This is a genomic window from Teredinibacter sp. KSP-S5-2 (assembly GCF_032773895.1).
GTDB lineage: Bacteria > Pseudomonadota > Gammaproteobacteria > Pseudomonadales > Cellvibrionaceae.
In genome coordinates, this window is record NZ_CP120416.1 from 4,050,611 (window position 1) to 4,067,300 (window position 16,690).

Sequence of the window (16,690 nt, forward strand, 5' to 3'; positions counted from 1 at the left end):
ATAAAGGTGGAGTACGTATAAATAAAAAGTAGAAATTACCCCACCGTTAACGCATCAATAAATATGGATTCCACAGAGCAGCAATAAAAAAGCCACCTATTAAGGTGGCTTTGGGCGGGCATGATGAGGAGAGATGTTTTATCTTGACCCCACCATCTCATCGCTGTTGCTGTAATTCACAACAGCAAGGTAACCCATTGGAACCGGTTTACCATCCACAAAGCCAGGAATAAAACGTGAGCGTTTTAACGCAGCTTTTACTACATTCGCATCTCGTTTAAAGGCCCGTTCGGTATCCAAAGTACGTACCATTGATGGCTTACCATCTTCGCTTACTGTTGCAGCAACTCGAGAGAGAGGCCCTTCATCGAGGAACTCTGCCCCGTTTACCCAACTGCTTTCATTGTATTTTTGATACCAGTCGGAAACATCCAGACGCTCTTGAGGGGCAACGTAATCCCGACCATATCGAGCTTGCATACTGCCTAAGTTTGGAATCAAACTGGCAGAAACATCATCAGCCGTTTTGGCAAAAGAAATTCTAAACACCATACGAACCGGAACGGCTGTGCCATCCACTTCAGCAGGCGTAAATGCCAGCTTTGCTAATGCAGAATTGGCTTGCGACTCCAGCTCGGTATTACCTTGCTTATCAAAACAACTCGCCGAGGTAGCTTGACCCTGTGTATTAATGTCCGCCTTGCAATATAGCACTGCAGACTCGCCTTCAACTTTTAAAGATGAAACATCAACAAGGTCGACGACTTCTTTTCCCGCGAAACCAAAACCTGCCGATTTATAGGTTTCCGCTACAGAAGCCATTGGAAGAATCATTGCGGACAATGCTAAAGTTGCAGCGATTTTTTTAACAGTTTGAATGCTCATAACCCGCCTCCTACTATCTACTTCTTAAAAATATGGAGATCCTCCACCTACAGCTTTTTCTTACCCCGCCGAGGCAAGCAAAGAGATCTCATTACCTTTGCTCTTGTTATAAGACTATCACCAGCTAGATCACGCAACCATGACCGTTTTATGACACCAATGTAACAAAACTGTTAATTTTCAGCTAAAAATTGCATCTTTTTACGCATTTTCGCTCACTTTTTGTACGCCACTAAATATTAATCAAAAATTCCCTTGTAAATGAATTTTTAAGGCAACACTTAATATAACAAAAAAATCTAAAAACCAGATGCTGGAGCGGATAGAAAAGGAAATACGCATTAAAAAGGAAAAGAAGAATGGTTCAAGCCACACCGGAGAAAGCAAAGAGACTTTAACTAGCCCGCAGGGAAATACACAAAAGGAGAGAAATACGAAGTGAAAGGACCGGTTATACCAGTCCCTGATCCATTGCTACAAGAAAGCTGACTAACGTCAACAAACCGAGGACAACAAAAATAATAGCGAGTAGTCGAAAAGGTTTGAATTCGGAGCGCTCGGTGGCGTTAACATTCGATTGAACATACTCATCTACTTTCTTTTGGTCATCAGGATAAAGTTCAGGCATAGCGCTCGTTTTCTAAAATAGTTCATCATTAATGGCCATAATGGTATCAGGCCCGGCAAGAATTTTCTTCTCCAAACTATCGATCACAGGTAATACCTTTGCAAAAAAGTAATCCGCCGTTTTTATTTTACTTTGCGCGAAACGACTCTGATCCACATTGGAGGCTAACGGCACAATCATCCTTACCCACATGTAAGCAAAGCAAACATAACCAACAAAGTGCAGGTAATCCACCCCCACAGCACCTGCAAGATTAGGGTTATCATTTGCAGATGCGAGCAGCTCATCGGTGACTTTTTGCAAACGTTTGGTTGCAGATAAAAGCAGGTCTTCGTATTTTTTGATTTGCTGAGGCTCTTCACAAGTGTCGATAAAATCTTGAATATCTTCAACAAACTCACCAAGTAATACACCTTTAGCAGAAAGGGTTTTACGACCGATCAAATCCATCGCCTGAACACCGTTAGTACCCTCATAGATTTGCGTGATGCGGGTATCCCTTACGTATTGTTCCTGTCCCCACTCTCGAATGTAACCGTGACCACCAAATACCATTTGGCTATCCAATGTCGATAAGAATGCAGTGTCCGTCAAAAATGCTTTGGCAACCGGCGTCAAAAACGCCACCATGTTATCTGCTTTTTGTTTTTGCTCAGCACTGCGGGAAAATTTGGCAACGTCTAACCAGTATGCAACATAAAGATAAAAAGCTCTCCCGGCTTCATTCATCGATTTCGCATTCAAAAGCATTCTGCGCACATCGGGATGCACCATAATGGAGTCAGCTGGTTTATCCGGTTGTTTCGCCCCTTCCGCACTTCGACCTTGAACGCGCTCTTTCGCGTATGCCAATGCCCCCTGGTATGCCGCTTCACCGTTTGCCAATCCCTGCACCCCAACTACCAAGCGCTCGTAGTTCATCATGGTAAACATACAGGCCAAGCCTTTATTTGGTGCGCCGATTAACCAGCCTTTTGCCCCATCAAAATTCATCACACAAGTAGCGGACGCCTTGATCCCCATTTTCTTTTCCAGAGAACCACAGGACAGAGAATTTTTTTCGCTTGGTTCACCCTGTTCATTTAAAAGTCGTTTCGGCACCAGAAACAGTGATATGCCTTTTGTACCCTCCGGTGCATCCGGTAGCTTTGCCAGTACCAGGTGAATAATATTGGAAGTAATATTTTGTTCGCCCCAGGTGATGAAAATTTTTGTGCCGGTTATTCGATAGCTCCCATCGTCATCGGGTTCTGCCCGAGTACGGATTAACCCCAAATCTGTCCCCGCATGCGGCTCGGTTAAATCCATCACGCCAGACCATTCGCCCGAATACATTTTGGGTAAGTAGGTTTGCTTAATTTCTTCGGAAGCGTGAGCATCAAGCGCCAGGGTCGCGCCGGAAGTCAACATGGGCAGCAAACCAAAAGACATACACGCGCCCTGTAGCATTTCCTCCACACCAGACATCAATGTTTTGGGCATTCCCATACCACCAAACTCAGGGTTACCACCCAAGGCTCCCCAACCTCCGTCGCAATATGTTTGGTAGGCCTGCGGAAAACCGGAAGGCGGGATCACCTCCCCCTCTTGCCACTGACAACCCTGTTCATCGGCTTCTCGATTAAGCGGCGCAATCACACCTTCACATATTTTCCCTGCCTCACTTAATATGGCTTCTGCTGTGTCCATATCCAGTTCAGAATCAGGCAATAATTCCTGCCACATTTCTGGAGCACGAAACACATCTCTTAACAGGAAAACGATATCTTCTACAGGAGCACGATAATCAGCCATAGTCAGTCTCTTTTATACTGTGACAACTTGCATGGACTTTAAGTATACGTTTTTAAACAAACAACAGTTTTAGAACTACTTATTTTTAAACATAGAAAGCATATCAAGCAATTGCCACTTATTAAAAAGATGACACTTTACCCACTATATTTACGAGAATCGCAGAAAGAAAAATATTTTTTGCTTAAAGAAATATTAAGCGATTTGATCTAATAACTCGCCAGGAGAATGAGAAGACAAGCTGGCGTTTTCAATGCCACGTTGCAAACGGGAGTTAATAAAAAACGGAGGCTCGCCTGACGAGAAATTAGAAGTAGCACCGTAGTTAGGCTTTGCTTCGGCGTCGTTTGCGCTTGCCGTAGCGGTTGTTTGAGAATCCTGCTCCTCTGACGAATTTTGCTCTTCGTTATTGGCTTCGTCGACACGTTGTGTATTAAGCTCCTGACGAGCATCCGACTCCATTCGCGTTGCCATGGCCGCGACACGCCGGTCTTGTGGCGATGGTTCAGCAGGAGCGAGAGCGGCCCGCCGAACAATTTCTGCTTTGCGAATTGTTTCTTCCGGAGAACTGGCTTTGCTGACATCAATCGGAACCTCGCCAGAAATGGCATAACTCACACCATCCGGGCCACGTTTAAATTGATATTGAGCTGCACCGGCATATTGTCCGCCGATTGCCATATGCGCCTGCTCATGCGCTCTCACTTCTCTATCCCGGGAAGCCAAATCACGGATTTCTTCCTGCTCAAGCTTTAACTCGGCCCGTTCTTTTTTACTTTCAACATCGTCCTTTTCTGTATCTTTGCTTGCTTGACCTGCCGTTTGCTCAACCTCTTTATTGTCACCGTACCCTGCGCTTAGATTGATTTCAGAGGGAGAGGGAAGGGAATTTTCCACCTTGGCAACTTCTGGGGCTTGTTCTATGGGCGGGATGACAGTATCAGAAGATGAGAGATGCTTTGCCCCAGTGGCGACAAAGTCCAACGGGCTGGCCGAAGCGATGTGACTCGCTATGTTGGATGATAAATAACTAACATTCATACATGGGCCTTACACATCCAAATAACTAACGCTCTCCCGGTCACCACCCGTCTGGTGGCTATTCCAGGAGAGCGATTGGCGCTGCCATGCAGCGCCATTAGGTGGGCTGCACTCCACCTAATCGCGGGCCGGGGTAAGAAGGCCCGCTTTTTCTACCGCCGAAGCGGCAGAGAAACCAATTTGAACGATCGGCTCGTTATGCTCCCCTGTTCGCGTGTTTACGTTCGCGTATCAATCAAAGTGCCGAGCGCTTCGTCTGCAGCATCAATGACCTTAGCATTTGCGGTGAACAGCTGCTCTTGACGCCGAAGCTCAATCAACGGTTCTGCTATATCACCAGTACGCCCAGGCTCGACAGTTTCATTGACGGGCACCACTTCGGTATCTTCTGCCGTTTGTGGACCCTGCGCCAGAGTGTTGGGATTATCCCGAATATTGGCCTCCGCGATTTCTTGCGCTGACTTTTGCATCTCGCGGCTGGAGGCCTGCATGCCTCTTACACCTTCGTTGAAAACCGAATTGATCATACGATCACCTTAAATTCAACCACATACCCCTCTATTCGTCTAAAGCTACAGAATAGAGCTTCTCACCTATAATTTTAATGCATCAACTGCTTAAAAAACAGGCTAAAGCAAGGAGTGTGCAGTGAACTTTAATACTGTTTTGTCGCAAAAAACACACTAACTGTATAGTTTGTTTATATCCAGGTATTCGGCAGCCGCTTCCGGTGAAAGTGAGGACAAATAAGGCAGAGTCCCCAAACAAGGTGCGGGGATAAGGGAACTTAGAGTATCAAAATTTTCAGCAAATACTGGCATATCGGAATCCAGCGTATTCGCAACCCACCCAGCCAAAGAAAGCCCTTCTTTTTTGATCGCATCAACAGTTAATAATGCGTGATTTAGGCAGCCTAAACGCATTCCCACGACCAAAATAACTGGTAAATTCAATGCGTGAGCAAGATCAGACATATATTCGCGAGTGTTTAGCGGCACTTTCCAGCCCCCCGCCCCCTCGACCACACATAAATCTGAAGGCGTCATCATCGAACCGCGTAGAAAGCCGGCAATTCGATCCAGACTAAGCGATCTGTTTTCTTTTTGTGCAGCGATATGAGGAGCGATAGCTTGCTGCAATGCCACAGGATTAACCTGTTCATAGGCCAGATTTACTGAGGAATACTGTTGTAATAACAACGCATCATCATTCACCCAGGTCAGCGCACCATCCACTTCTTTCTGTTCACATCCTGCTGCCACAGGTTTTAGGCCCAAGGTTTTTAGTCCTTGTTTTTGTCCTGCATGAAGTAGTGCAGCCGCAACTAATGATTTACCAACATCAGTATCAGTACCAGCAATAAAAAACTTTTTGCCCATAATGTAATTCTGTAGAAAACAGCCTCGGAATTATTTTTTCAACAAATAATAATAAACTTCGTAGGTGGCCGGCAGCATTTTATTGTCTTCACGTCGAAAACGTTCATAAGACTCAGTTAATGCAGCAAGCTTCTTTCGCCCGGTCAACCCGGGATTACGACCGGAGTTAATATTATGCGCACCTATATTTTTTAAATCTCTCATTAAATCGACAACCGTCTGATACTGCAAAACCTGCTCTTCGCGCATAAAGACATCAACAGATAGCCCTGCCCGAACAATTGCATCGGTAAGATAATCCGAATTTACAAACTGGTTGACATGCACATGATTACCGCTGTCGGCAGTTTGCCAGGCAGCATCTAACTCATACAACGTTTTTGGCCCAAGGGTGGAAAACAGGAAGAAGCCGTTATTTTTTAACGAATCATAAATCTGAACAAAAACCTGCTCAATGGATTCACACCACTGAACACTCAGACTGGAAACAAACCCGTTAATGGATGAAAAAGCAAATGGCAGGTTTTCAATATCACCGAGTGTCCACTGTGCATGGCACTGTGTTTTTGCCTGATCAATCATTCCCGCGGCAATATCCATCCCAACAACACTATTGCCACTTTTGCTTGACAGATACTTCGTGCAATAACCGGTACCACATCCCAGATCAACGATTAGGCCCTGATAACCTGGAAGCAAATGTAGCATTTTATCGGCGACATTTTTTTGTAGTTTGGCCGCTTTATCGTAAGTTTTTGCTGCCTTGGAAAACGAATCTGCTATTTTTTTCTTTTCTTTCTTAGGCTTTGCAGACAACTCAGAATGTATAAACCGAACAACAGTCTGTGCCACATTTTCAGGCTGGGAAATATGAGGAGCATGACCGGAGCCAGGCAAAACACAAATACGATGCCCTGCGTAATGCTCTTTTATTAGCTCAGCGGCGGATACCGGTACCAGTTTATCCTGCTCACCCAAAATATGAAGTACAGGTATGGAAATACTCTTTAAGTCTGAAAAATTATTCAGCTGCTTAAGATAATCCAAACCTTTTAGCCAGAGAGCTTTTTGCGAATCAGTGTATGCCGACAGACTTACCAATTTGGTAGACACTTTTTTTCGTTCAACATCCCCTAACGCTTGTAAACCCGCAAACCGTTTTAATGTTGTTTGTGCGTTGGTTTGGAAGGATTGATAGAATTCGTCAAAAGTGGAAACTGGCATAGCTGACGACCAGCTATCTGATTGCACATAAGAAACATTGGTTGCGATGGTAATAAGCCCGGTTACATGGATATTTTTCCGTGCAGCAATCTTGCTTGCAACCATCCCGCCTAACGACCAGCCGATCAACAGACAACGGCTCGGCAAGGCATTCTCGATTGAGGAAACAAAATCCTCCAACGATCCCATAGGTTGCTCACAATGGAGCCCAAAACCAGGTAAGTCCAAAGCATAGATGGCTCTATCTGTTATACCTTGAGCTTCAAAAGCGGTTACCAAATCCTGCCAGACAATACTTTGCGATGCCCAACCGTGTAAAAAAACAATTGGCACATGACGACTGTCTTTTATTTGATTCAGTGGTAATAATTCCATGCGAGATAATTGTTCTGCCGCCAGCACCATTACAGTGCCTCGCTTATTGCGTTCAATAAGTCATCCACTTGGCGGGGAGTATGATTTGCGGTAAACGTCACACGCAATCTTGAGGAACCTTCAGGTACTGTGGGTGGACGTATTGCGGTTACCCAAAAGCCCTTTTCTGCCAAGCGCTTGGATAAAGACAGCGCGTCTTTTTCTGTCCCCAGTAACACAGGCTGAATGGGTGAAGGAGAATCCCATAGTGTTAAACCTAATGCCTCACAGCCCGTTCGAAACTGGGCAACCAGCGAATTGAGTCTATCCCGCCGCCAGGATTCTTCCTGCAAAATATTTAATGCTTCCGATGTTGCAGCAGCAACAGCCGGCGGCAATGCCGTGGTGTAAATATAAGTTCGAGCAAACTGAATAAGGTATTCGATCAACGTTTGGCTACCTGCGACAAACGCCCCAAAAGTGCCAAACGCCTTGCCTAAGGTTCCGATCAAAATAGGCAAGTCATCCACGTCCAACGAAAAATGCTCTGCCACCCCTCCGCCATTATTTCCCAGGCAACCAAAACCATGTGCATCATCAACCATTAGCCATGCATTATTTTCCCTGGCTAACTTTGCCATCTCGGGCAAAGGCGCAATATCGCCATCCATACTGAATACACCGTCGGTAACAATCAGTTTTTTTTCAGCGGTGCTTTTCTCAAGTTTTTGCTGTAAGTGATTCAGATCGCCATGGCGATAGCGTTCAAATTTCGCGGCAGACAATAAACCACCATCCAATAACGATGCATGATTTAACTTGTCTTGAAATACGGCGTCGTTGCGACCAAGCAATGCGTTAATAACACCCATATTGGCCATATAGCCGGTCGAAAAGAGTAAGGCTCTCTCCCTCCCGGTAAAGCGAGCCAGGGCTTCTTCCAATTCGTGATGGGGCCGACTGTGACCAGACACTAAGTGGGAAGCTCCACTACCCAAACCGTAGATTTTTGCCGCTTTTTGAAAGGCTTCAATCACACTCGGATGATTTGCCAACCCAAGATAATCGTTAGAACAAAAAGAGACGAGTTTGGCATCTCCAACTGTGCGCTCAACCTGCTGGGGAGAGTCTGCACACAATAGTGTTCGATAGCGGTCAGCCAGCTCTCTTTCAGTCAGTGCGGGTTGAAGAAAATCATCCAAATTCATTACAGCAAACTACCGTTAGGCTTCGTAGAAAAACTGGTCGTTTTTGGATTTCTCCAATTGCGCGACAACAGCAGCTTCCTGTTCTTCCTCGGTATGCTTAATTTCCCGCTGCTCGGGAGAAATTCCAAGACGGGCAAAGAGTTGCATATCTTTATTCGATTCGGGGTTAGCCGTGGTCAGCAGTTTCTCACCGTAAAAGATGGAGTTTGCACCAGCAAAAAACGCCATCGCCTGCATTTCATCGCTCATTTCTTCCCGGCCAGCAGAAAGACGCACATGGGATTCCGGCATCAGAATTCGAGCCACAGCGATAGTACGAATAAAATCGATTGGATCGAGATCCGTTTGTTCCGCCAAGGGTGTACCTTCAACCCGTACCAGCATATTAATGGGCACAGACTCTGGGTGTTCTGCCATATTCGCCAACTGGATAAGCAGCCCTATCCGATCAGACTCTTCTTCACCCATGCCAACAATACCGCCACAACAGACTTTCATACCTGCAGCACGAACATTGGCGATGGTTTCCAAACGGTCCTGGTAGGTTCGAGTGGTAATGATATCGCCATAAAATTCGGGAGAGGTGTCCAGGTTATGGTTGTAATAGTCCAGCCCCGCATCCGCCAGCTTTTGAGCCTGGACTTCGTCTAACATGCCCAAGGTCATACAGGTTTCCATGCCCAGCTCTTTCACCTGCTTAACCATATCGATGACGTAACACATGTCCTTGTTTTTGGGCGAACGCCAAGCTGCCCCCATACAAAAACGTGTTGCGCCAGAGGCCTTCGCCGCCTTGGCTTCCTCAACCACCTTTTCAACCGCCATTAATCTTTCGCGCTCCAGGCCAGTATCGTAACGGGCACTTTGAGGGCAGTATGCACAGTCTTCCGGACACGCACCGGTTTTAATCGAACACAGCGTGCTCACTTGAACCTGGTTAGGATCAAAGTACTGTCTGTGCACAGTTTGGGCACGAAACAATAAGTCGTTAAATGGTAAAGTAAACAACTGCTGGACTTCTTCTCGAGTCCAGTCATGGCGAACAAGGCTGGCACTGGCGGTCATATGTGCTCCGAATCTGGTATTGGCGAATAGAGGGAAAAGGCGCACAATAATCAGGCTCGCCAGGAGCTGTCAACCTAAAAAGGACTTAAAGGTTTACAACTATGCACTCACATCAAAATTTCGTACAAAACTTGCTCGATTCAGTCCTCAAACTGGGTCAGTTTGCCCTCCCCAATCTATGCCTGTTATGCACCACACCAAGTAAACGCTTACTATGCCCTGCATGCCTGGATTCTCTGCCCTACATGAAAAATGCTTGCCTTCAATGTGCGTTACCGATCACCAGTTCTGATACAGAGTTATGCGGCCAGTGTCTGGCGAGTAAACCCAGCTTTGATGCAAGTATCAGCTTGACCAGCTATCAGGGTCCCGTACCTTACCTGATCAACCAATTCAAACATCAGCGTAAACACAATATTGGGGCTTTTTTGTCCCAGCTTTTTGTCGACCGCCTGCTATCTAGTCGAACCAGACCAGACGTCATTACTTTTGCACCGCTTTATTGGCGCAGACAGTTTAGCCGTGGAATGAATCAGGCTGAACGACTGGCGAACACTATTGGTAACAGGCTGGATGTCAAAGTTGAGCCCCTATTCAAGAAAGTAAAATCAACAGCCGCACAACAAAACATGACTCGCAAAGAACGGCTCAAGAATTTAAAAAACAGCGTTATTCTTTCCAATACTGTGTTAATAAAAGATAAGCATATTGTGTTCGTCGATGATGTGATGACCACCTGTGCCACAGCGGAAACCACCGCAAAACTGCTGCGCACTGCCGGCGCTGGCAGAATCGAAATATGGACAATCGCCAGGACTCCCAAGCCCAAATAAAGATAACGAAGTAACACCAGCGCACAATTTGGGCAAGTCTGTCGTTTTTTGTTTGATCAAACTCTAATCAATAGCGATACTAGATGTAGGCCTTTTCCAAGCATTCTATATGAACCTCGCCATCTCCTTAAACCGAGCGGTCAGCGTTAAGGTTGTAGGGCTAATACTGGTCTTATTATCCCTGGTTGTCTGCTGGAGCTGGGTAACAAATGCCGACTTTTTGCTCGGTAGTCGAAACGACTTCCCTACAATGAAGTTTAACGCTGCCCTGTGCTTTTTGTTTTTGGGCATCGCGATGATCGCCAACGAAAGACAGCAGACACTAATATGTTACCTATTCGCCAGTCTGGTTGCCTTTTTCTCAAGTGAAGCCCTTTTTGCACAACACTTATTGGGAATCAACTCTGGGCTTAATGAACTTTTCGTGTACGACCTCCGCTCACCCAAAATGCCAGGGCTAATGTCTCCAGCAGAGGCTTGTTGCTTTTTACTTTCCTCGTTTTTGCTATTGGAACAGTACGTTAAAAATATGCCGATGCGAGGTCACTTTTACCTGATGTATTTTGTTATCGGTTTTATTTCTCTAAGCGCATATTGTTTATACGTGTACATGCCATTTGGTGCGGACATAATACCTTTTGTAACGTCTACTCCTCTTTGCTCTTCCCTTGCTTTTTTATTTTTGATCCCCGGCCTGATTCTATCTACCAACAACACAAAACTTGCCACACTACTAAGTGGCCATAAGCACGTGCATAAAACATTTAGGCGTATTGCTTTCTATGTCGCCATGCTGCCAATTTTTCTGGGTATTCTGGTGTACTCTCGGGAGTGGTATCGAACATTTGAATCCAATCTGGTTTTTGCGCTGTTTACCTCACTAAGTATTATTTCAATACTGCTTTTATTGTACCGGGTTACCTTAGCCGAAGTTCGCTGGCAGATTCGTTGGTCGTCTCAGAAAGCCATAGCCGATCAACTGGAAACGCAGGTACTTGAGGTGTTAGAAGCCTCGGACAATGCTATTTTGTTGCTGGATGATAAGTTAACGATTATTCACGTAAATAGAGGTGCCAGAACGATATTTGGCTGGGAAGCCAGGGATTTACTTCAACAGCCTTTTCACGGGTTAATAGCGGAGACATCTAAATACAAACTGAATTCGCTGATTGAAGTAATTGATCAATACCAATCCAATAAAAAAATATGCAATGTTGAAGATATTCTAACCATCAGAAAGAAAAATGGAAAAGCAACATCCGTTGCTATTAGCATTAATAAAAAAACGCAAACGGACAAGCATTTCTTTGTCATGGTATTGCGCGACCTTAGTGTTATCGAACAGGAAAATAAAACACTTAGAGCGCAGGTATCGACTGACCCGCTAACGCGAACCTTTAACCGCAGTGAATTCGAAAAGTTCACGCATAGACTCGACAAACAAGACGAGCAGAACGGAACCAGTAATTACACCATAATGATGCTCGATATTGATCATTTTAAGGCTGTAAACGATACCTATGGCCACGACGCCGGCGATATCGTACTTAGAGACTTTACCGAGTCGGTGCAGTCCTGCCTGCGCTCTTCTGACAAACTGTTTCGTTACGGCGGAGAAGAATTTGTCGCCATCATGCCCGGGCTGGATAAAAAAAGTGCCTCCAATGTTGCGGAGAGAATTTTGCTCACAGTAAAAACCAAGAATACCCTTCTGGATAATCTGTTAATTGGCATAACGGTAAGCATTGGCGTTTACATGGCAAAATTGCCTCAGGAAAGTATTACCGAATCCGTTAGGAAAGCGGACAAAGCGTTGTACTCAGCAAAAGAACAAGGCCGAGACAGAGCCATATTTTTTAGCGATAACTGATATACTGGCGCCTTTGTAAGATAACGATATCGAGAGGCGCTGTTTGAATCCCACACCTTTTTCCAACCTTTCCCAAGACTTGGTGATCGATGCCATCGAAAGCCTCGGCTATATGTCCGACCTTAGAGTATTCGCACTTAACAGTTATGAAAACCGTGTTTATCAAGTTGGAATAGAAGACAGTGAGCCACTGATCGCCAAATTTTATCGGCCGGAAAGATGGACAAAGGAACAGATTCTTGAAGAACATCAATTCTCATTGAGTTTAACCGAAGCCGAAATTCCTGTTATCTCGCCCATATTCCGGGAGGATGTGGGTACATTATTTGAATATGGAAATTATTGGTTTGCGCTCTACCCAAGAAGAGGCGGTCACGCACCGAATCTGGATGATCTCGATGTACTCTATCGACTTGGCCAACACCTTGGCAGAATTCACGCTATTGGCAGCACCACTCCGTTTCAATATCGTCCTGAACTTTCCATTACCAATTTTGGCATCAACAGTCGTGAATACCTGTTGGCGAATAATTTTATCCCGGCCAATTTAATCGAAGCCTATGCCACACTCAGTCAGCATATACTTGATCAAATCACTCAGATTATGTCGAGTGTAAGTTACTCTTCAATTCGCCTTCACGGTGACTGTCATCCCGGAAATATCCTAACTCGACCGGACTCTATTTATCTGGTGGATCTGGATGATTCCAGAATGGGGCCTGCGGTACAGGATTTGTGGATGCTGCTCTCCGGCGAGCGTCATGAGCGAGAAGCCCAACTCGAAGCGGTTATTGAAGGGTATGAAGAGTTTTTTCCTTTTAACACACAGGAATTAGCCCTGATCGAGTCCCTTCGGGCTTTGCGACTTATGCATTACGCTTACTGGCTGGCGCAACGATGGAATGATCCGGCGTTCCCCCAGGCCTTCCCCTGGTTTAATACCGAGAGATATTGGGCAGAACACATTCTCTCTTTGCGCGAGCAGTACGCAGAACTATCCACACCGCCTTTAAAAATTGGTTCAGCGAGGATCGGATAAAATAGTTAATCGCGAAAGTTCGTATACTGGAACGGCTGACCTAAGTCCTGCTCTTTAATTAATGAAATAACCTGCTGTAGATCGTCGCGTTTTTTCCCGGTGATCCGCAATTGCTCACCTTGAATAGCCGCTTGAACTTTGATTTTGGAATCTTTAATCAATTTGATCAACTTCTTGGCAGTTGCGGAATCAATACCCTGCTTAAAACCAATCTTTTGGCTGAACGTCTTACCGGAATGAATTGGCCTGCCGATATCCATAATTCCAGCTTCAAGATTACGCTTAATCAATTTATTGCGGAAAATGTCTATTAATTGTTGGCACTGAAAATCCGATTCAGCTTTAACTGTCACCTCATCATTTGCCCATTCAAAATCGGCCTCTACCCCCCGAAAATCGTAGCGTCCAGTGAGTTCGCGTTTAGAATTTTCGACAGCATTTAGCACTTCTTGAGAATCGATTTCAGAAACAATATCGAATGACGGCATTACATTTCCCCAATAAAACTAGATAGTTACATACAAAACACTATTTTCCTTCGCATAATGTATTTAAGCAAGCTATACCCATATTTTCTTAGACTATACTGATAAACTGAACACTTAGCCCTTTTTGTTGTTGATCCAATCGATTTCTGCCGGAGGTTAGATGGACGCCTACGCGACCCACTTAGCGGAGGTTAACGAAGTTCAAGACGTTATAGCGTTGGAGAATATCTGTAACGCTCAAGGTCAATTAATTATTCCGAAGGGCTCTAAAATCGATGCGAAAGCTGCAGAAAAAGTCATAAAATTTAAATTACTTAAACCTATCGAAAACACCGTAGCAATTGATAAAGAACTCAACCACGATCGATTAAAATCTCGCTTCACCAGTTTCCTTTCTACTAACCCGGATTTTGTCGCCATTCAACAATATGTTGATTTAACAAAAGAGCTGGAATATTGCTGCGAAAAATTATGTCAACACGATATTCTTCGGCAAAAAATCACCGTATTAGCATTACAACTTCCTAAAGTATTTAATCAAGCCATGTTCTGTGCCTGGTTTTCAATGGCAATAAATAAACAGGAAGGCGTCGATGATAAAGTACTTGAAGATGGCTTTATTGCGTCCATGACTCATGATTTAGGTTTTTTGCATATATCGCCGGAACTGTTAAATAAGGAAGAACCTCTTAGCGAAGCAGAATACAAACAATTGCATTCCCACCCGCTGGTAGGAGAAAAGATCGTTGAGTCTTTACCAGGGATATCCAAAGACGTGGCCAGAGCCATAGCGGAACACCACGAGAACCTTGACGGCTCCGGTTACCCCAAAGGAAAGGTTGGCAAACAACTGTGTTACACCGGCCGCCTACTCAACATGCTGGACAGCGTTAATGCGGTATACTCCAAGCATTTCAAACCACGCAGTTCGTCTTTGCACGACCTTGTCCCTATTATTCAAATGAATGAGCAGGCCATGTATGGCAAATCTGCCAGATCATTAATATGCTTATTGAAAAAAACACGAAAATCCGACGCCTGTAGTATTCCTGAAAATCTGATTCCAGAGTTAATTGACAACGTAAAAAATCGAAATAATTTTATTGTTTTTTTTGTCGAAGCAACCAAAGATTTTATTAGTCAGCTTGGTTTAAGACACGAAAATGCAAAACTATTTGCTCTGCAAAATAGCTTTCTGCATATCAATATTACATTGGCACAATCCGGCATTGCTAACGAAGCCTATTTACGCTGGCTTGACCAGGTTAAAGAGAAAAAAATCATTCAAGCATATAGAGAAGTTGAAGACGTATTTTTGATGATGGGAGAAGTCTGCTACCACATATCCCGTTTTAAACGGCAACTTCGCAGCTATTCTATTCTTCACCCCAATACGGAAGCGGGTAAGATCATTACTCTCACACTGGAAAGATTGGAAAAAAGGGAAACGCCCAAGGCTTCACAAAATCTGTCTCACCTTTGGCTAGCTCAGGTCGCCTGCTAAACACTTGGATTGGCAACACCTTTCGCTCTGGATTCATGAATCGTGTGAACCCACACTTTGTACCAACGCAGCAATTCATTCAAAGGTTTCGGCCGACAAAACAAATACCCCTGATAACCATCAACACCAATTGAGTTGAGCATCGCCAAATCATCCGGGTCGTTAATGCCTTCGGCAATTAATGTCAGGTTCAATTCGTCGCACACGTTTTTAACTGAACGCACAATTACCTGGAGCACCCGATCCTGCCGAATACCATCAATTAACTTGGCATCCAGTTTTATTTCATTAAAAGGAAGGCTTTTCAGCTGACGAATATTGGTAAAACCTGCACCATAATCATCAAGTGAAAGTTTAAACCCATGAATACGTAAACGATTTAAGTTCTTAAGTTGTATTTCTTCACGAATGGCATGATTTTCGGTAATTTCCAGCACCACTTGCGACTTATCTACGTCATTTTTTTCCAGGTATTCCATTAATGTTTCGGGCAGCACATCATTATGCAATTGCATCGGCGAAATATTGATAGCCAGAGGCACGTTGGCACCGGAGGTTTCCACAAATTCTTTATATTGCGGTAAGGCAACAGAAAGCGTCGAGTCAAGTAACGCATCCACCAGATCAAATTTTTCCACCACAGGGATAAAACGGTCTGGAGCAATAATGCCCTCTCCTTCCATTTCCAGTCGAACCAAACATTCAATGCCAATTAAACGATTATCTCCGCCAGATACTTTCGGTTGAAAATAAGTCAGGATCCGACTTTGCTTAATCGCATCATACACTTCGCGGCGCTTGAGTACTTTTTCTCTGCGAGGAAAATGTGGGCGATAGTTACGGATACGCTTAATCATGAACGCGATAAGCGACTTATCAAAGGGTTTTTCTGCGGAACCAAGAACACGGAGGTTGTAGCTGCTTATAACCTCCAGAGTGAAATCGAGAATTTTTCTATCTAACGCCGACATCACTACCACACCGCCTCGGTAGCGAATCTCGTTCAGTTTGGCCATTAACTCCAAGCCGTCCATGCCTTCCATATGTAAATCAACAAACAGAGCATCGTAGAGTGCGGGATCCCTCTCTACCATACGAAAAGCATCTTCCCCACTATGGCAGTAATCGACCAACGTCACGCCGAAATCTTTTAACATCGCCGAAAGAAGCTGGCATATCGCAAGCGAATCATCAACAATCAAAACGGATATTCCAGCTTCTGCCGGATTTTCGTTCATATCCAGAGGCATCCTATGACCACCCTATACAAAAGAACATCCAAAAACCGCATTTAACCTCATTAGTATAGCTGCCGACATTGAGCGTCAAGCCTAAATTGAAAGACTTAATAAAAGTATTAGTATTTTTTTTATAGCTA

Annotated in this window: 15 protein-coding genes; 4 read left to right on the forward strand and 11 right to left on the reverse strand. The window is 44.6% G+C overall.

Annotated features, from left to right (window positions below; genetic code table 11):
* Window positions 1-138: 138 nt before the first annotated feature.
* From P5V12_RS17150 to bioB, 9 genes are all read right to left on the reverse strand, one after another.
* On the reverse strand, window positions 139-885 hold the full coding sequence (locus P5V12_RS17150) for a hypothetical protein (RefSeq protein ID WP_316954318.1): 747 nt from the start codon (window positions 883-885) through the stop codon (window positions 139-141).
* Between the two features lie 451 nt (window positions 886-1,336).
* A complete protein-coding gene (locus P5V12_RS17155; protein ID WP_316954319.1) occupies window positions 1,337-1,513 on the reverse strand; it encodes a DUF3094 family protein in 177 nt (58 codons plus the stop codon).
* Window positions 1,514-1,525: 12 nt separating this feature from the next.
* Window positions 1,526-3,307, reverse strand: a complete 1,782-nt coding sequence (locus P5V12_RS17160; RefSeq protein ID WP_316954320.1) for an acyl-CoA dehydrogenase C-terminal domain-containing protein — start codon at window positions 3,305-3,307, stop codon at window positions 1,526-1,528.
* 195 nt (window positions 3,308-3,502) lie between these two features.
* Entirely contained in the window at window positions 3,503-4,348 is an 846-nt protein-coding gene (locus tag P5V12_RS17165) for a putative metalloprotease CJM1_0395 family protein (RefSeq protein WP_316954321.1), read from the reverse strand.
* A gap of 218 nt (window positions 4,349-4,566) precedes the next feature.
* Window positions 4,567-4,875 (reverse strand): hypothetical protein, encoded by a 309-nt coding sequence (locus tag P5V12_RS17170; protein ID WP_316954322.1) that lies wholly within the window; start codon window positions 4,873-4,875, stop codon window positions 4,567-4,569.
* A gap of 156 nt (window positions 4,876-5,031) precedes the next feature.
* Window positions 5,032-5,727 (reverse strand): dethiobiotin synthase, encoded by a 696-nt coding sequence (gene bioD / locus P5V12_RS17175; protein ID WP_316954323.1) that lies wholly within the window; start codon window positions 5,725-5,727, stop codon window positions 5,032-5,034.
* A 30-nt stretch (window positions 5,728-5,757) separates the two neighbouring features.
* The gene (bioC, locus tag P5V12_RS17180) at window positions 5,758-7,356 is read right to left on the reverse strand and encodes a malonyl-ACP O-methyltransferase BioC (protein ID WP_316954324.1); all 1,599 of its coding nucleotides are present in this window, start codon (window positions 7,354-7,356) and stop codon (window positions 5,758-5,760) included.
* Complete coding sequence (gene bioF, locus P5V12_RS17185; protein WP_316954325.1) at window positions 7,356-8,513, reverse strand: 8-amino-7-oxononanoate synthase; 1,158 nt, start codon at window positions 8,511-8,513, stop codon at window positions 7,356-7,358. Before bioF ends, bioC begins: the two co-directional genes overlap by 1 nt.
* A 15-nt stretch (window positions 8,514-8,528) precedes the next feature.
* Window positions 8,529-9,578 carry a biotin synthase BioB gene (gene bioB, locus P5V12_RS17190; protein ID WP_316954326.1) on the reverse strand — a complete coding sequence of 350 codons (1,050 nt, stop codon included), beginning with the start codon at window positions 9,576-9,578 and terminating at the stop codon, window positions 8,529-8,531.
* 101 nt (window positions 9,579-9,679) lie between these two features.
* On the opposite strand from bioB, the gene P5V12_RS17195 reads away from it, so the two are divergent.
* The 3 genes from P5V12_RS17195 to P5V12_RS17205 all read left to right on the forward strand — a co-directional run bounded on the left by P5V12_RS17195 (window position 9,680) and on the right by P5V12_RS17205 (window position 13,320).
* Entirely contained in the window at window positions 9,680-10,411 is a 732-nt protein-coding gene (locus P5V12_RS17195) for a ComF family protein (protein WP_316954327.1), read from the forward strand.
* Window positions 10,412-10,520: 109 nt separating this feature from the next.
* Entirely contained in the window at window positions 10,521-12,281 is a 1,761-nt protein-coding gene (locus P5V12_RS17200; RefSeq protein WP_316954328.1) for a diguanylate cyclase, read from the forward strand.
* 43 nt (window positions 12,282-12,324) lie between these two features.
* The gene (locus tag P5V12_RS17205; RefSeq protein WP_316954329.1) at window positions 12,325-13,320 is read left to right on the forward strand and encodes a serine/threonine protein kinase; all 996 of its coding nucleotides are present in this window, start codon (window positions 12,325-12,327) and stop codon (window positions 13,318-13,320) included.
* 5 nt (window positions 13,321-13,325) lie between these two features.
* Here P5V12_RS17205 and P5V12_RS17210 read toward each other — a convergent pair whose 3' ends face one another.
* Window positions 13,326-13,808 carry a YajQ family cyclic di-GMP-binding protein gene (locus P5V12_RS17210; RefSeq protein ID WP_316954330.1) on the reverse strand — a complete coding sequence of 161 codons (483 nt, stop codon included), beginning with the start codon at window positions 13,806-13,808 and terminating at the stop codon, window positions 13,326-13,328.
* A 160-nt stretch (window positions 13,809-13,968) separates the two neighbouring features.
* Between P5V12_RS17210 and P5V12_RS17215 the strand changes: the two genes are divergently transcribed.
* The gene (locus P5V12_RS17215) at window positions 13,969-15,312 is read left to right on the forward strand and encodes an HD-GYP domain-containing protein (protein ID WP_316954331.1); all 1,344 of its coding nucleotides are present in this window, start codon (window positions 13,969-13,971) and stop codon (window positions 15,310-15,312) included.
* On the opposite strand, the gene P5V12_RS17220 is transcribed toward P5V12_RS17215, so the two are convergent.
* A complete protein-coding gene (locus P5V12_RS17220; RefSeq protein ID WP_316954332.1) occupies window positions 15,309-16,550 on the reverse strand; it encodes an EAL domain-containing response regulator in 1,242 nt (413 codons plus the stop codon). The genes P5V12_RS17215 and P5V12_RS17220 overlap by 4 nt on opposite strands.
* Window positions 16,551-16,690: the final 140 nt, after the last annotated feature.

Bases quoted from the DNA above. Each gene is read 5' to 3' on its own strand.
- P5V12_RS17150 (WP_316954318.1), bottom strand. From the start codon at position 885: ATGAGCATTCAAACTGTTAAAAAAATCGCTGCAACTTTAGCATTGTCC.
- P5V12_RS17155 (WP_316954319.1), bottom strand. From the start codon at position 1,513: ATGCCTGAACTTTATCCTGATGACCAAAAGAAAGTAGATGAGTATGTT.
- P5V12_RS17160 (WP_316954320.1), bottom strand. From the start codon at position 3,307: ATGGCTGATTATCGTGCTCCTGTAGAAGATATCGTTTTCCTGTTAAGA.
- P5V12_RS17165 (WP_316954321.1), bottom strand. From the start codon at position 4,348: ATGAATGTTAGTTATTTATCATCCAACATAGCGAGTCACATCGCTTCG.
- P5V12_RS17170 (WP_316954322.1), bottom strand. From the start codon at position 4,875: ATGATCAATTCGGTTTTCAACGAAGGTGTAAGAGGCATGCAGGCCTCC.
- bioD (WP_316954323.1), bottom strand. From the start codon at position 5,727: ATGGGCAAAAAGTTTTTTATTGCTGGTACTGATACTGATGTTGGTAAA.
- bioC (WP_316954324.1), bottom strand. From the start codon at position 7,356: ATGGTGCTGGCGGCAGAACAATTATCTCGCATGGAATTATTACCACTG.
- bioF (WP_316954325.1), bottom strand. From the start codon at position 8,513: ATGAATTTGGATGATTTTCTTCAACCCGCACTGACTGAAAGAGAGCTG.
- bioB (WP_316954326.1), bottom strand. From the start codon at position 9,578: ATGACCGCCAGTGCCAGCCTTGTTCGCCATGACTGGACTCGAGAAGAA.
- P5V12_RS17195 (WP_316954327.1), top strand. From the start codon at position 9,680: ATGCACTCACATCAAAATTTCGTACAAAACTTGCTCGATTCAGTCCTC.
- P5V12_RS17200 (WP_316954328.1), top strand. From the start codon at position 10,521: ATGAACCTCGCCATCTCCTTAAACCGAGCGGTCAGCGTTAAGGTTGTA.
- P5V12_RS17210 (WP_316954330.1), bottom strand. From the start codon at position 13,808: ATGCCGTCATTCGATATTGTTTCTGAAATCGATTCTCAAGAAGTGCTA.
- P5V12_RS17215 (WP_316954331.1), top strand. From the start codon at position 13,969: ATGGACGCCTACGCGACCCACTTAGCGGAGGTTAACGAAGTTCAAGAC.
- P5V12_RS17220 (WP_316954332.1), bottom strand. From the start codon at position 16,550: ATGAACGAAAATCCGGCAGAAGCTGGAATATCCGTTTTGATTGTTGAT.